This window comes from Burkholderia sp. WAC0059, from assembly GCF_002870125.1.
Lineage (GTDB): Bacteria > Pseudomonadota > Gammaproteobacteria > Burkholderiales > Burkholderiaceae > Paraburkholderia.
The window spans coordinates 48,781-63,291 of record NZ_PNEO01000023.1 but is presented as its reverse complement, the minus strand read 5'-3'; the positions used below and the strand labels follow the sequence as shown (position 1 = coordinate 63,291).

10 protein-coding genes and 1 pseudogene are annotated in these 14,511 nt (G+C 65.8%); 6 read left to right on the top strand and 5 right to left on the bottom strand.

The window, feature by feature from the left end:
* Window positions 1–277: 277 nt before the first annotated feature.
* Window positions 278–1,717 (top strand): EAL domain-containing protein, encoded by a 1,440-nt coding sequence (locus CY652_RS20640; protein WP_180970704.1) that lies wholly within the window; start codon window positions 278–280, stop codon window positions 1,715–1,717.
* A gap of 49 nt (window positions 1,718–1,766) precedes the next feature.
* Here CY652_RS20640 and CY652_RS20635 read toward each other — a convergent pair whose 3' ends face one another.
* From CY652_RS20635 to CY652_RS20625, 3 genes are all read right to left on the bottom strand, one after another.
* On the bottom strand, window positions 1,767–3,011 hold the full coding sequence (locus tag CY652_RS20635) for a CaiB/BaiF CoA transferase family protein (RefSeq protein ID WP_102132580.1): 1,245 nt from the start codon (window positions 3,009–3,011) through the stop codon (window positions 1,767–1,769).
* 81 nt (window positions 3,012–3,092) lie between these two features.
* Window positions 3,093–3,878, bottom strand: coding sequence for an enoyl-CoA hydratase (locus tag CY652_RS20630; RefSeq protein ID WP_102132579.1), 786 nt, complete (start codon window positions 3,876–3,878; stop codon window positions 3,093–3,095).
* Entirely contained in the window at window positions 3,875–4,888 is a 1,014-nt protein-coding gene (locus CY652_RS20625) for a bile acid:sodium symporter family protein (protein ID WP_258002390.1), read from the bottom strand. Before CY652_RS20625 ends, CY652_RS20630 begins: the two co-directional genes overlap by 4 nt.
* A 266-nt stretch (window positions 4,889–5,154) precedes the next feature.
* Here CY652_RS20625 and CY652_RS20620 point away from each other — a divergent pair, with 266 nt between their 5' ends.
* From CY652_RS20620 to CY652_RS20605, 4 genes and pseudogenes are all read left to right on the top strand, one after another.
* Window positions 5,155–6,075, top strand: coding sequence for a LysR family transcriptional regulator (locus CY652_RS20620; RefSeq protein WP_180970703.1), 921 nt, complete (start codon window positions 5,155–5,157; stop codon window positions 6,073–6,075).
* Between the two features lie 229 nt (window positions 6,076–6,304).
* Window positions 6,305–8,105, top strand: a pseudogene (locus CY652_RS20615) (acyl-CoA dehydrogenase).
* A 176-nt stretch (window positions 8,106–8,281) separates the two neighbouring features.
* A complete protein-coding gene (locus tag CY652_RS20610; protein ID WP_102132576.1) occupies window positions 8,282–9,667 on the top strand; it encodes a hypothetical protein in 1,386 nt (461 codons plus the stop codon).
* Window positions 9,668–9,826: 159 nt separating this feature from the next.
* Entirely contained in the window at window positions 9,827–10,678 is an 852-nt protein-coding gene (locus CY652_RS20605) for a 3-hydroxybutyryl-CoA dehydrogenase (RefSeq protein ID WP_102132575.1), read from the top strand.
* A 63-nt stretch (window positions 10,679–10,741) separates the two neighbouring features.
* On the opposite strand, the gene CY652_RS20600 is transcribed toward CY652_RS20605, so the two are convergent.
* Both CY652_RS20600 and CY652_RS20595 read right to left on the bottom strand, forming a co-directional pair.
* Complete coding sequence (locus tag CY652_RS20600; protein WP_102132574.1) at window positions 10,742–11,572, bottom strand: glycosyltransferase; 831 nt, start codon at window positions 11,570–11,572, stop codon at window positions 10,742–10,744.
* Window positions 11,569–12,831: an oligosaccharide flippase family protein gene (locus CY652_RS20595; RefSeq protein ID WP_102132606.1), complete on the bottom strand. Its 1,263-nt coding sequence runs from the start codon at window positions 12,829–12,831 to the stop codon at window positions 11,569–11,571. The genes CY652_RS20600 and CY652_RS20595 overlap by 4 nt, the downstream gene beginning before the upstream one ends.
* Window positions 12,832–13,103: 272 nt before the next feature.
* Here CY652_RS20595 and CY652_RS20590 point away from each other — a divergent pair, with 272 nt between their 5' ends.
* Window positions 13,104–14,498, top strand: coding sequence for a phosphomannomutase/phosphoglucomutase (locus tag CY652_RS20590; protein WP_102132573.1), 1,395 nt, complete (start codon window positions 13,104–13,106; stop codon window positions 14,496–14,498).
* The last annotated feature ends 13 nt before the right edge of the window (window positions 14,499–14,511 follow it).

Sequence of the window (14,511 nt, the reverse complement as noted above, 5' to 3'; positions counted from 1 at the left end):
AATCCCGGCGGAGCCGTTCGAAACCGTTGGGGTCGTCTGGAGCCGGGGGAGACACAACCAAAGAATTTGCCCGAGTGCGGCAGCGACTGCCTCGGGCACGGGCCGTGGCTTCGGCCTACCACCCGTACGGGCGTCGGATACGACTCCCGTACTACCGGCGCTTTCCGTATCCCGGCGTGTTGCCTCGAGCAGCAAAACCTGGACTGGTCCAATCCGGCGCCTGATTCCCCGGAGCGATCGCTCCGAAGTACATGAGAGGCATCCAGTGTACGGATTCTTGACCGCCGCGAAACACGGGCTGAAGTCTTTAATTCCCATCCTTCTTTGCACCGTGGCCGTCGTTTGCCATGCCGACGACCCGGACGCTGCCTGGCTGATCACGCCGGCAACGGTCGCCGCGGACGGAGAGACGGCGTTGCCGGCAACCCTCCCGAGGTACGGCTGCGCCGAGGCCGGCGCGTTTTTACTGCCGGTGCCGCTCAGCGACGCCGGAACGAACGAATTCGTTCTGACAGGCGGGACGGGGAAAACCTGCGCGTTCAGCGCGGAGGAGGCGTCGGCCGCAATGTCGGCGGATTCCCAGCCGCTCGCACAAGGCGCTTCTTTGCCCCAGGGCGCGGCGATACGCACAGGAGCCGATCTGGCGGGCGCGCCACAGTCGACCCCGGCCTCGGCCACCGACGCGAATGCGAATTCGCTGCCCCAGGACGCGCCTCAGGAGACGACGGCCTCGATCGCCTCGTCCGGTCAGGCGAGTCCGCCCGTCAGCACGTTCGCGCCGAACCCGTCCGACCCGCCGTCGCCCGACACGGTTCAGGCTCAGGCGAAGGACGGGGCTTCCCATTTTTTCAAGGCCGCGTTCGCGGCGTTCTATCGGCAAATGCCGGTCATACTCTTCATCGTCGCGGCCGTCGCCGTGCTGGCGCTGCTCGGCACCGCGGGCTTCCTCGCCTATCTTCACTGGTTCGACAAGCGTGCCGTACTGGCCCGCGCCATCAATCGCGGGTTGAAGCGCAACGAGTTCTACCTGGAGTATCAGCCGGTCTTTTACGCCAGGACCCGAAAATGCATCGGGCTGGAGGTGCTGCTGGGCTGGAAGAACCTCGCGCACGGCGTGCGGGGCGAGTCCTGGTACACGCGGCTCGTCGATCGTCACACCGCCATGAAGCTCATGACGTTCGTGCTGGCGACGGTCAGCCGGGAGCTGGACGGACTCAACGGCGACCAGAGGCTGTATGCAATGGTCAATCTATGGGCGCCGTGCCTCGGAAGCGAGGAGTGTCTGGCGCAGATTGCGGCGGTGGCGAGGTCCTGGGCGTCGAGCCGGCTGGTGTTCCAGATCAAGGCCGAAGACCTGCCCCAGAAGCTCAACCGCATCGTCCGCCTGCGTCGGGACGGCGTTCGTGTCGCGCTTTCCAGCGTGCAGGAGGCGAGATCGATAACCTTGCCGGCCCGCTCGATCGGCCTCGAGTTCGTCAAGATCGATCGGGACGTCATGCTGCTCAACGAGGCAGATCGCCGACGGCGATTGCAGACGATCGTCGCCGCATGCAACCAGCTCGATCTCGAGGTCATTGCCGACGGCGTCGAGGGGCCGGGACAGTACCATGCCATCGGGCGCGCGAAAATCGACCTTGCGCAAGGCTTTTTTCTCGGCAAGGCGATCGGCGCCGATCGCCTTCCCGCCTTTTTTTCCAGGCTGCAGTGGTGGCGGTGAGCCCATATCGATGCCCGCCCGCGCGGGCGGCGCGTATCCGGCAAGACGCTCAGACAGACGTTGGGCCGTCACCGCCCGCGGACGATACCTCGTCTGCGCGAATTCCGAACTCTCGCAGCACTTCTTCGGTATGTTCGCCGAGCCTTGGCGGATAGCGGCGGACGCGTTGCGGCGTTTCGGAGAGCTTGAACGGAAAGCCGATATTGGGAATCGTGCCTTCGACGGGATGAGCAATCTCGATCTTCATCTTCCGATGGCGACCATGATCGCTTTCGAACGCTTCCGGGTAGGTGTTCAGCCGACCGGCGGGGACGCCGACGGCCAGCAGCCGGTTGGTCCATTCTTCCGCCGTGGCCTGCGCGAACGTCGTCTCGAGTTCGTCGATCAGGGCGTCGCGATTGGCGATCCGGTTGGCGTTCGTCTCGAACCGCTTGTCGACCATCAGGTCTTCCCGTCCCATTTCCTTGCAGAGTCGCTCCCACAACCTGGCATTGTTGGCGCCGAGAACGAAATAGGTATCGGACGCCTTGACGGCCTGGTAAGGCGCGCTCATCCGGTTGGACGTGCCGACCGGCTCCGGAATCCGGCCGGTTCCCCAGAATTCCGCCATGTCCCAGATGGAGAAGGCCAGCGCGGCCTCGAACAGCGACGCGTCGATTCTTTGGCCGACTCCGCTTTTCTGGCTGCCGATGAACGCGCTCAGGATGGCGGTGCTGGTGAACAGCGCGCATCCGATATCTGCCACGGGTACGCCGGCCTTGACCGGCTTGCCGCCGGGATAGCCGGTGACGCTCATGACGCCCGACATCGCCTGCGCGATGAGGTCGAACCCGGGGCGTTCGGCCCACGGTCCGGTCTGGCCGAAGCCTGAAATGCTGGCATAAATCAGCCTGGGATTATGTTCCCTCAGCACCTCGTAGCCCAATCCCAGTCGGTCCATCACGCCGGGCCTGAAGTTTTCGATCAGGACGTCGGAGTTCGCGATCATTTTTATCAGCGCATTTTTTCCGGCCTCGTCCTTGAGGTCGAGCGCGACGCTGCGCTTGTTTCGATTCAGGTTCAGGAAGCCCATGCTGTCGGGCCCCTTCATCTTGAACCCCATGGCTTGCCGGGTCTGGTCGCCTTTATCGGGCTGCTCGATTTTGATGACGTCTGCGCCCAGGTCCGCGAGCAACATGCCGCAGAACGGGCCGGCCATGACCTGCGAAAGCTCGATGACTCTGACGCCCTCCAGCGGGAGCGCGCGCGCGGCGGCGTTGTCTGGCGTATCTCCATCCTTCCTGGTGCTACTCATTTCGGTCTCTCTCCGGTTGGCAGTCGGGCAGGCTCGCTGCACGGTCAGTCAGCATGGCGCGTCGCCCGGGGTCGGTCTCGCTTACGTGCCGGTCCATTGGGGCTGGCGCTTCGTCAGGAAGGCGTCGATGCCTTCCTTGAAGTCGCGGCTCATGTAGCAGAGCAGCAGTAGATCCTGGCCGGTCGTATCCGGCAGCCGGGGACGCAGGCGCCGCAAGGCCTCCTTCGTGGCTCGCAAGGTCAGCGGCGCATTCGAGGCGATCTTTGCGGCCAGTTCTTCGGTACGGGCTTCCAGTTCCGCCGCGTCCGATACGACCTCGTTGACGAGGCCGATCTCCTGCGCTTCGCGCGCGTCCAGCAGGCGTGCCGTGAAAAGGATCTCCAGCGTTTTCGCCGGCCCGATCAACGCGGCCAGCCGCGCGTAATTCGACATGGACAGGCAGTTGCCGAGGGTTCGGGCAACCGGAAAACCGATTCTCGAATCCCGGGTGGCGAGGCGTATATCCGATGCGGCAGCAATTCCCGCGCCCCCTCCCGTACACGCGCCGGAGATCGACGCGATCACCGGCTTGCCGCAGCGTTCGATCGTATCGAGAACCCGGCTTATCCTGGCGTCGTAATCGATCGCGTCCTGCGGCTTGCTGAACTCCCTGAACTGGGAGATATCGGTTCCGGAGGCGAACGCTTTTCCGCCCGCGCCCTTCAAAACCACTGCGCGAACGGCGGGATTGGTATCGGCATCGGCGAAGATCGCGTCCAGCGACGCATACATGTCGAAGGTGAGGGCATTGCGGGTCTCGGGCCGATTCAACGTCACGACGAGTATGCCGTCGCGATTCTCTTCGAGGATGGGGGCGGCTTGGGTCAACTCATTCTCCTTTCCCTTGGGTGGGGCTGGGCGATCGGGGGAGGCTCGTCGTTCAGGCCTGAGTCCGTCGGCGAAACGTCGGGCACGGCCGGGTCGGCGGGCGCGGTTGCCGGAATGGGGCGACGTTGCAGAAAACTGGCCAGCATCGAGCCGATCAGGAGGTTCACCACGGCATTCATCAACGGCGGGATGGCGGCAAACGGGCCGAAGTTGATGTTGGCGAGCACGGCGCCCAGCCCCGAGTTGTAAACCCCTGCGTCGAACATGATGGCCCTGGCGCTGGCCCGGTCGATGCGAAGAAGCCGGGCCAGCACATACCCGATCGTCAGGTTGATGATGGTCAGCGACCCGGTCGTCAGCGCGATGACGGGAATCCATGCGCCATTCTTCCGGATGGTCGGGCCGGCGGCGGCGAACAGGCCGAGCGCAACGCCGTAAAGCAGGATCGCCGAAACCATCGGCAAATAGGGCGTAACCTTCTCGATCCGGCGCGCGCCGACGAGATACCGGAGCGCGAGTCCGACGGTGACCGGAAGCAGCACGAATTCGAGCAACTGGACGAACATCGCGGAAAAACTCACTGCGATGTATTTCCCGACGAACGCCGTGGCGAAGATCGGCGTCAGCACCGGCGCGAGCAGCATGTGAATGAAGCTCAGGCACACGGCCAGCTCCACTGCGCCGTGAGCCAGAAACGCGAAAAGATTGGAGGAGGCGCCGGCCGGTACCGCGCCGTCGAGAATGGTGCCGGCCGCCAGTTCCGGTTGGGTGGAAAACGCCAGATGCGCGGCGATGACGGCGAGGATCGGCGCCGTCAGCCATTTGACGAGAAAGCCCGCGATCAGGGCCTTCGGTCTTGCGAAGACCCGGCCGATTACCTCGACTTTCAGCGTGAGGCTCATCACCAGCATGACGCCGCCCAGCATGAAGACGGAGTACGACTCGAGGCCGGAAAACGCCGCCGGCATGGTGTAGCCGAGGACGGCCGCCACGACGATCCAGAACGGCATCAACTTGCTGATAACAAATGTCGCGACTCTCATTCGTCTGTCTCCTGAATTGCCGATCCGCAGCGGAGAAAACCGCCTGACTGGTTGGCAATTTCTAGTCGGATTCCGGCAATCGATTCGCGCAATGGGGCCGTTAAACTGCTCTGCGCGCCGGCGTCTGTGCTCACCCGGAACCCTTTGTGTCGATTCAGGTTAAGAGGTAGCGATGGCGACGTAAACCGAATAATATCGATCCGGATCGTCCACTTTTTCGCAACGATATGACCTTGAAGCAGCTTGAAGCTTTTTATTGGGCGGCGAGTTGCAAGAGCTTTTCGCTCGCGGCGGGTCGTCTTCATCTATCGACTTCTTCCCTTTCCAAACGCATCGGCGAGCTCGAGCAGTCTCTCGGGCGCGAGCTGTTCGATCGGAGCGGGCACAAGGCCACGCTGACGGCGGCCGGCGAAATGCTGTTTTCCCGCGCGGCCGCGCTGCTGCAGGAAGCGGAAGAAACGAGGCGGGCCGTGGGCGAGAGTCATGGCCTGAGCGGCGTATGCCGGATCGGCGCGGGAGAGTTGACCGCCTTGTCGTGGCTGCCGACTTTCATCCGCGACGCGCAAAGAAAGCATCCGAATTTGCAGATAGAAAGTGTGGTCGAGGGCGGAAGCTCGCGCGGTGCGTTCCAGCGCAGCGTCACCGATGGGTCGCTGGACTGCGCCGTCGTCGCCGGCGAATCGTGGCACAGCGGACTCCAGGCCCATCATCTCGGCGACGCGCAGTTCGAGTGGGTAATCAGGCGGGACATGGTCCGGGCCGGCAATTCATTCGGCAATCAATTGACCCAGGAGCTGCTCGATTCGCTCGGACTGATTTCGCTGCCGTTCGGAACGGCAACGTCGCAACTGGTCGAAAACTTTCTCAATGCGAAAGGACTGGTCGTGAAACGCCGGCTTTCGTGCAATAGCAGCGCCGTAGTCGCCAACTTTCTCGTGAGCGGACTGGGGATCGGCATTCTTCCCCGTAGTTGGGCCCAATCGATGATCGAGCGAGGGAAATTGCGCTCGCTGTCGAGCGACTCGCGTCTCGGTACGCTGCCGTATTACTTTCTATGCCGGCGGAGCGACCGGCGGCCGATCGTCGATTTTCTGCTTTTGACGGTCCGCGAATCGTTCGACCCGACGCTTTCGAGTGACTGGGTGGCGGCGTAGTCGTCGTTCGTCGGCGGTGACGGCGGCCTACTCCTGCGCCGGCATCGGACTGTACGGGGGCCCGTGAGAGGCCACGTGAGGTGTTTTGCACGGCGCTATGATGTGGCCATCATCCGCCGATACGGGCCGGCCGGCGGCATGCGCCATTGCAGCTAGTCGATTCCGGGATCCCGGCCCCGGCGCGCGGTTCTCTCGCCGGCCGCCCGCAAAACCATCAAGGAGACAGGGGATGACCTACGCTGCGCCCGTCAGGGACATGCTGTTCGTGCTCGACGAACTGGCCGGCATCGCGAGCGTCGCCGCGCTGCCGGGCATGGGGGACGCCACGCTCGAAACGGCCCGGGCCGTGCTCGACGAGGCCGCGATTCAACGCCGAGGTCGTGGCCCCGCTGAATGCCGAAGGCGACCGGCATCCGGGTGCGTGGCGCGACGGCGAGGTGACGGCGTCGCCCGGCTTCGGCGATGCCTTCCGGAGGTTCGCGCAGGGCGGTTGGCAGGGCGTTTCGCATCCGGTCGAATTCGGCGGCCAGGGGTTGCCGAAGCTCGTCGCGGCGCCCTGCGCGGAGATGCTGAACGCGGCGAACCTCTCGTTCGCGCTGTGTCCGCTGCTCACCGACGCCGCCATCGAGGCGTTTCTCACCGCCGGGACCGACGAGCTCAAACGGCGCTATCTGCCGAAACTGATTGCGGGCGAGTGGACCGGCACGATGAACCTGACCGAGCCGCAGGCCGGCTCCGACCTCGCCCAGGTGCGCACGCGCGCGGTGCCGCAGGGCGACGGCACCTACCGCCTTTTCGGCACGAAAATCTTCATCACCTGGGGCGAGCACGACATGTCGGAAAACATCGTTCATCTCGTGCTGGCGAGGACGCCCGACGCGCCCGGGGGCGTGAAGGGCCTCTCGCTCTTCGTCGTGCCGAAGTTCCTCGCGAACGACGACGGGACGCGCGGCGCGCGCAACGACGTGCATTGCGTGTCGCTCGAACACAAGCTCGGTATCCGGGCGAGCCCCACCGCCGTGCTCCAGTACGGCGACCACGGCGGCGCGGTCGGCTATCGCGTCGGCGAGGAAAATCGCGGCCTCGAATACATGTTCATCACGATGAACGCGGCGCGCTTCGCCGTCGGCCTGCAGGGTATCGCCGTGTCGGAGGCGGCGTACCAGAAGGCCGTCGCCTACGCGAAGGCGCGCGTGCAGAGTCGCCCCGTGGACGGTTCCGCGCCGGGGCCCGTCGCGATCATCCATCACCCGGACGTGCGCCGCATGCTCGCGACGATGCGCGCGCTGACCGAGGGTGCCCGCGCGCTGGCCTACGTGGCCGCGGGCTGGGCCGACGTTGCGCGCCACGCCGACGACGCATCGACGCGCGCCGGACACGCGGCCGTCTACGAATTTCTCGTGCCGATCGTCAAGGGCTGGAGCACGGAGACGGCCGTCGAGGTCGCGAGCCTCGGCGTGCAGGTGCACGGCGGCATGGGCTTCATCGAGGAGACGGGCGCCGCACAGTATTACCGCGACGCGCGCATTCTGAGCATCTACGAGGGCACGACGGCGATCCAGGCCAACGACCTCGTCGGCCGCAAGACGCTGCGCGACGGCGGCGCGGCGGCACGCGCGATTCTCGAACGCGTCGACGCGACGCTGGCTGCATTGCGCGGCATCGATGCGGGCGAGGACGTCGATGCGTTCGAGTCGATGCACCGGCGCCTGGCCGCCGGACGCGAGGCGTTGGCGAACGTCGTGCGCTTCGTGCTCGAAAACGGCCAGCGCGATCCGAATGCAGTGTTCGCCGGCAGCGTGCCGTATCTGAAACTGGCGGGCATCGTGCTCTCGGGCTGGCAGATGGCGCGCGCGCTGATCGCGGCCTCGAAGCGGCGCGCCGAGGAACCGTCGTTCTACGGCGCGAAGATCGCGACCGCGCATTTTTTTGCCGATTACATCCTGCCCCAGGCACTCGCGCTCGAGGCGTCGATCGTCAGCGCGAAGGGTGGAGCGCGCGTGCTGGCGCTCACGGAAGACCAGTTCTGACGAAAGCGCCCGGAGGTGCTCCGCTTTCCCGTCACCACGCTGAAGTCGTGAGGGTGGGGGCTGCGTGGCAGGCGGGCGGATAGGTCGGCCGTCAAGATTGTTATGATTCGGGGCCGTACCAGTAGGGGCGGCTCTCTCTACGATCGGTCGCTTCGTCCTTTACACGTCATCCGCCCATGAAGGTCAAATCCGTTTTTCTTGCTGTCCTGTTCGCATTGGTGTCGACTGTGCCTTGCGCCATGGAGAACCCGCCTTCGGACGCGTCCGCGGGCGTGGCCGCATCGGCTGCGATTTCAGGCACGTCGGGCACGGCAACAACCGGCTCGCAGTCACAACCGCTGATCGAGCGGATTCGTACGGGCGTGGCCGCGAAGGGCGTCGATCCCGATACTCCGCAGGGCAAACTGCTGGTGGCGTTTCTGGCCGGGCTCCTGAGCGATCCGCAGTCGCGCGCGGCAATGGCAAACGCAGCCGGACAGATAGCAAGCCTGCGGCCGGGCGAACGTCTGCGCGTGCTGAATGCAACGAGTGACGCGATGGGCGCGACGCCGGCCGATTGCGAGGCATGGCTGACCCATGGACACGATCTCTTCGCACTGGCTCGTACGCTATCGCCGCAGGCGTTTCAGAGCGAGATCGAATTCATGGAAATTCTGTCCAGGCATCGACAATCCACTTCCGACGAGCAATACACGACAGCGGAGCTGCTGGACGCGGAGGCTCGCCTGAATGCCGCGTCGCTACCCGGAGATCTTCGCGACGTCGCCCAGCCGTCTCCGGCCCAGCAATGCGAGCTCCTTCACACGGCGATTGCCGCGATTGATGCAATGCCCGAACCGCTCCAACAACGTGCATCGTTCGAGTTCGTCAGGGTACTGGCGCATCAGCCGACTGCCGTTGACACGGTACTCAGCGACCCCGAGGCCTATCTCGATGCGATGTTCGACGAGCAGGCGTTGCCGGAAACGATCCGCGGGCGGTTACCGGCCGATGGCAGCCGTCCGCTTCCGTTCAGGCGTCTCGTCATCGACGGCGAGTGGGTCAGTCAGATTCCGGGCGAATCGGGGCCGATCCGCGACATCTATGTTAACCGGCACAATAACGGCGTAGTCAGCGAACTGCTGACTCCTGCCGGGCAGCCGGCCAAACCGGAGTGGGCGAATTTCATATTGAGCGACGGCTTTGTCGAGCTGCGCCAGCAATCCATCTGGAAACTCAGCGTCACGCCGCTGGCCGCCCTGTCGGGCGACCAGGGGACGGCGAAGGCAGACGGGCCGTTCGCCAAGGGCGAGACGATCGTCATTCCGCAGGCGCAGCCGCAACCGGACTTGACCGTATCCCAGCAGTGCACGGTAGGCGGCAGCCGGCCCGCTTCGACGGTATTCCCGTCCTTGAGCGGTGTTGCTGTCGACATGCAGTGCGTATCGCATGCGCAGACGGGAGAAGTCACGGCAGAGAATCAGGACGTCTGGTTGCCGGATTATCACGTTGCGTTCAATATGTCGTGGCGTATCAAGGGCAAGGCGGGCCACCTCGTCATCCACAACATCACGATCGAATGAGCGATGGCAGGCTGATCGTCCGGCCTGAAACCGGCGCGGACAGGGAGCAGCCCGACCTGCCGGGACAGGTGGCAGGGATGGGCATTGCGGCTGCGCCCTGAACGCTCCATGACGCATCCGGTGGGCGATAGTCTCCAACGTCGGGCGAAAGGAGCAGACATGGCAATCGAAACGGTCGGCGTCGTCGGGGCTGGCACGATGGGCAACGGCATCGCGCAGGTGGCGGCAGTCGCGGGTCTGAAGGTTCTCCTCATCGACGTGAACGACGCGGCGCTCGCGCGGGGCGTTGCTGCGCTGACGGGCAGCCTCGAACGGCTTGTGGCGAAAGGCAAAATCGGGGCGGAGGCGCGCGACAACGCGCTCGCGCGCATCGAGACCTCGACCGACTATCGACGGCTCGCCGCCGCCGATCTCGTCATCGAGGCCGCGACGGAAAACGCCGAGCTGAAAATCCGCATCCTGAAGCAGATCGAGGCCGCGGCGCGTCCCGACGCGATCATCGCGTCGAACACGTCGTCGATCTCGATCACGGCGCTCGCCGCGACGCTCGGCAACCCGACGCGCTTCGTCGGCATGCACTTCTTCAATCCGGTGCCGCTTTTACCGCTCGTCGAGGTGATCCGCGGCCTGCAAACCGGCGACGAGACGGCCGCGGCCGTGCGCGAACTGGCCGCGCGGCTCGGCAAGACGCCGATCGACGTGCGCAACGCGCCCGGTTTCGTGGTCAACCGGATTCTGCTGCCGATGATCAACGAGGCGTTTTTCGTGCTGGCGGAGGGCGTCGCGACGGCGGAGGAGATCGACGACGGGATGCGCCTCGGCGCGAACCATCCGATCGGTCCGCTGGCGCTCGCCGACCTGATCGGGCTCGACGTCTGCCTCTCGATCATGGACGTGTTCCTCAAGGACTTCGGCGACGCGAAGTATCGCGCCTGTCCGCTGCTGCGCGAGCTCGTCGCGGCCGGGCGGCTCGGCCGCAAGACCGGACACGGCGTTTATCGCTACGGTTAGGAAGTGGGGAAGGCGCCCCAGCGGGCTGGGACGAGGCGTGTGCAGCGCATCGCGCCAGCTCGTTCAATCCGGGCGCGCCCGGTAGACGGTCTGCTTGATCCGCCGGAGAATCCGGTACGGCGTCGCGAAATGCAGCAGGTTTTTCGCGAGCCCGAGCCAGTCGCACGGATTGAGCGCATCGAAGTAGCGCAATTGCAGCCGCAACGTGGAAACGATCTGCCGTCGCCGCTTCGTCGCGCTGATGCCGCCTTCGTTCAACTCGTAATAAAGGCCGAGTTCCGGCAGGTTCGCGCATTCGTGGCGCTCCATCAGGCGCAGGAACAGGTCGAGGTCCTCGGCGGCCGGATAGGCGATGCGATAGTTGCCGGCCGCGAGCACGGCGTCGATGCGCAACATCATCGAGGGATGGACGAACGGCGAGCGCAGAAAGCGCGTGCGGCGAATCTCGCGCGCGTCGGCGGGCGGCGTCAGCATGAAGAGCGGCGCGCCGGCCCGGCTCACGACCTGGGTCCAGGTGCCGAGCGCCGCGAGCGCGGGCTGCGCCGCCATGCGCGCGCGTTGCTTTGCGAGCCGCTGCGGCGCGGCGAGGTCGCCGGCGTCGATGCGCGCTGCGAAGCGGAAGCCGCGCGCGGCGAGCGCGTCGATGCCGGCCGCGAGCGCGCGTTCGATGCCGCCGTTGCGCGGCATGCGCCGTATCTCCACGGTCATGCCGGGCACGGCGGGTGCGACGAGCGGCGGCGTGCTGCCGTCGTCGACGACGAGCGCGTAGACGGGCGCGTCCTCGACGAACGAGGCGAGCGTGCGTTCGAGGTCGGCTTGGCCGTTGAAGGCGGGCATCAGCACGGCCACGTCGGCCAGCGCGCCGGTGCGTTCGGCCGCGGGAGGAAGCGTCATGACCGCAGCCTGAGACGGATGTAATGAAAGTTCACGGCCGCCGCCGCGAGGTAGCCGGCCGCGAGCCCGACCAGCGCGCCGTACGAACCGAACCGCGCGATGGCGGCGAGGTCGACGACGAACGCCACCGCGAGCGCGAGCAGCCATTTCGCGAGCAGGACGTACTTCGCCTGGTATTTGAGCACGACGAGATTGCCGATCGCCTCGATGCCGGCCGGCACCGAAAGCCACACGGCCCAGCGGAAGATGCCGGCGGCGCTCGCGTAGGCCGGCCCGAACACGTGCAGGACGATGAAGCCCGCGAGCGCGTCGAGCACGAGCGCGCCCGCCACCATCAGGAGGGCCGTCAGCGCGAACAGGCGCACGAGATTGCGGCGCAGTAGCGCGGCCTCCTGCACGCGGTAGACGAACGCCGGGGCGATGGTCTGCGCGAGCATCAGCGCGAGCGTGATCCAGTTCTCGTTCAATTGCTGAGCGGCCGAGTAGCGGCCGAGATCGGCGAACGAGATGGTGTGCTCGAGCATGAGCCGGTCGAGCTTCAGGAACAGGTACATGCAGATGAGCCCGAGCCAGAACACCGTGCCCGCGCTCGCGAAGTGGCGAAAGAGCGCCGGGTCGAGCCGCCAGCCGAGCCGGCCGCCGTGCCGGCGCCGGTAGTAGAGCACGAGCGCGGCGCCGATGGCGGCCGCTTCGAGCCCCCAGAGCCAGCCGAAACGCGAAGGCGCCGCCGCCGCGCGCGCGAGCGCGTAGACGAGCGCCGCCTTCACGATGGCCGTCGTCATGCTCGCGAGCAGTTGCGGCTTACTGTAGGTCATGCTCTGGAGCCAGGCGTTGATGACGCCGACGAACGGCTCGCGAAACAGCATCGTCGTTGCGAGGCCGGCGAGCATCGCGCCGACGAGCGGATCGGTCAGGCCCGCCGCGATGCCGGCCCAGGTCAGCACGAGCGCGGCGGCCGAGACGCCGACGCGCAGCGCGAACGCGCTGCCGAGCACGGTGCCGAGCTCGGCGGGCGGACGGTGGACGATGGTGGGCACGAGAATTTCCGCGCCGCACACCCAGGTGACGGGCGCGAGCACGAGCAGCAGCGTGTTCGCGTACTGCCACTTGCCGAACACGTCGGGGCCGAAGTAGCGCGCGAGCACGCCGCTGATCACGATGGCGACGACGATCTGCGTGACGCGCTCGAGCCCGAGCCAGACGATGTTGGAAAACGCTCGCGCCACGTCGGGGTTGGCGAAACGCTTCGTGCTCAGCATTGCGCGGGCGAGCTTCGGCGCTTCGCCCCGCCGCGCCGGGACGCGCAGAGGACGGCATGCTGGCGCGGATTGGCCGGACGAGCCGGCCACGTTGTCGAGGGGGCGAAACGTGAAGGCATTAAAATGGGCGGCAAAATGGAGCCTGAACGGCACCGAAAAACGGCCATTATAGTTTGTAACGAATACGACTTTTGGTAACGGCGCAACGGGGCGGCCAGGCGAGCTGTGTTATCCATAGACCCAATTTTCCATTGCACCAGGTGAGTCCAACCATGATTTCGAACTCCATATTCAAGGCATACGATATCCGCGGCGTGGTCGGCAAGACGCTCGACGCGCAGACGGCGCGCGCGATCGGGCGCGCGTTCGGCAGCGAGGTGCGCGCGCAGGGCGGCGACGCGGTCGTGGTCGCGCGCGACGGGCGCCTGTCCGGGCCGGAGTTGATCGGCGCGCTGGCCGACGGCCTGCGCGCGGCCGGGGTCGACGTCGTGAACCTCGGCATGGTGCCCACGCCGGTCGGCTATTTCGGGGCGAGCGTGCCGCTCAGGCTTGCGAACGGCGAACGGCGCGTCGACTCGTGCATCGTCGTGACGGGCAGCCATAATCCGCCCGACTACAACGGCTTCAAGATGGTGCTGCGCGGCGCGGCGATCTACGGCGAGCAGATCCAGGGGCTCTATAAACGCATCGTCGAGGACCGTTTCGAATCGGGCAGCGGCGCCTACGAGGACTACGACATCGTCGACGACTACGTCGCGCGCATCGTCGGCGACGTGAAGCTCGCGCGGCCGATGAAGCTCGTCGTCGACACGGGCAACGGCGTCGCGGGCGGTCTCGCGCCGCGTCTTTTCAGGGCGCTCGGCTGCGAGCTCGTCGAGCTCTTCACCGAGATCGACGGCCACTTCCCGAACCACCACCCGGACCCGGCGCATCCCGAGAATCTGCAGGACGTGATTCGCGCGCTGAAGGAAACCGATGCCGAGATCGGCTTCGCGTTCGACGGCGACGGCGACCGGCTCGGCGTCGTCACGAAGGACGGCCAGATCATCTATCCGGACCGCCAGTTGATGCTGTTCGCCGAGGACGTGCTCACGCGCAACCCGGGCGGCCAGATCATCTACGACGTCAAGTGCACGCGCAATCTCGCGACGTGGGTGAAGGAAAAGGGCGGCGTGCCGCTCATGTGGAAGACGGGCCACTCGCTCGTCAAGGCGAAGCTGCGCGAGACGGGCGCGCCGCTCGCGGGCGAGATGAGCGGCCACGTGTTTTTCAAGGACCGCTGGTACGGCTTCGACGACGGTCTCTACACGGGCGCAAGGCTTGCCGAAATCCTCTCGCGCGTCGCCGATCCGAGCGCGCTGCTCAACGGTCTGCCCAATTCGCGCGCCACGCCCGAATTGCAGCTCAAGCTCGAGGAAGGCGAGAACTTCGAACTGATCGGCCGGCTGCAGAAGAACGCGAAGTTCGCGGACGCCGACGACGTGCTGAAGATCGACGGCCTGCGCGTCGAGTACCCGGACGGCTTCGGCCTCGCGCGTTCGTCGAACACGACGCCCGTCGTCGTGATGCGTTTCGAGGCCGACAGCGACGCGGCGCTCGCGCGGATTCAGCAGGATTTCCGCCGCGTGATCCTCGCCGAAAAGCCGGACGCGAAACTGCCGTTCTGAGCGAGGCCGGCCG

What these genes read in the sequence shown, in the direction of transcription:
- CY652_RS20590 (WP_102132573.1), top strand. Translation starts at nt 13,104, where the DNA reads ATGATTTCGAACTCCATATTCAAGGCATACGATATCCGCGGCGTGGTC.
- CY652_RS20605 (WP_102132575.1), top strand. Translation starts at nt 9,827, where the DNA reads ATGGCAATCGAAACGGTCGGCGTCGTCGGGGCTGGCACGATGGGCAAC.
- CY652_RS20625 (WP_258002390.1), bottom strand. Translation starts at nt 4,888, where the DNA reads ATGCCGTTCTGGATCGTCGTGGCGGCCGTCCTCGGCTACACCATGCCG.
- CY652_RS20610 (WP_102132576.1), top strand. Translation starts at nt 8,282, where the DNA reads ATGAAGGTCAAATCCGTTTTTCTTGCTGTCCTGTTCGCATTGGTGTCG.
- CY652_RS20600 (WP_102132574.1), bottom strand. Translation starts at nt 11,572, where the DNA reads ATGACGCTTCCTCCCGCGGCCGAACGCACCGGCGCGCTGGCCGACGTG.
- CY652_RS20595 (WP_102132606.1), bottom strand. Translation starts at nt 12,831, where the DNA reads ATGCTGAGCACGAAGCGTTTCGCCAACCCCGACGTGGCGCGAGCGTTT.
- CY652_RS20635 (WP_102132580.1), bottom strand. Translation starts at nt 3,011, where the DNA reads ATGAGTAGCACCAGGAAGGATGGAGATACGCCAGACAACGCCGCCGCG.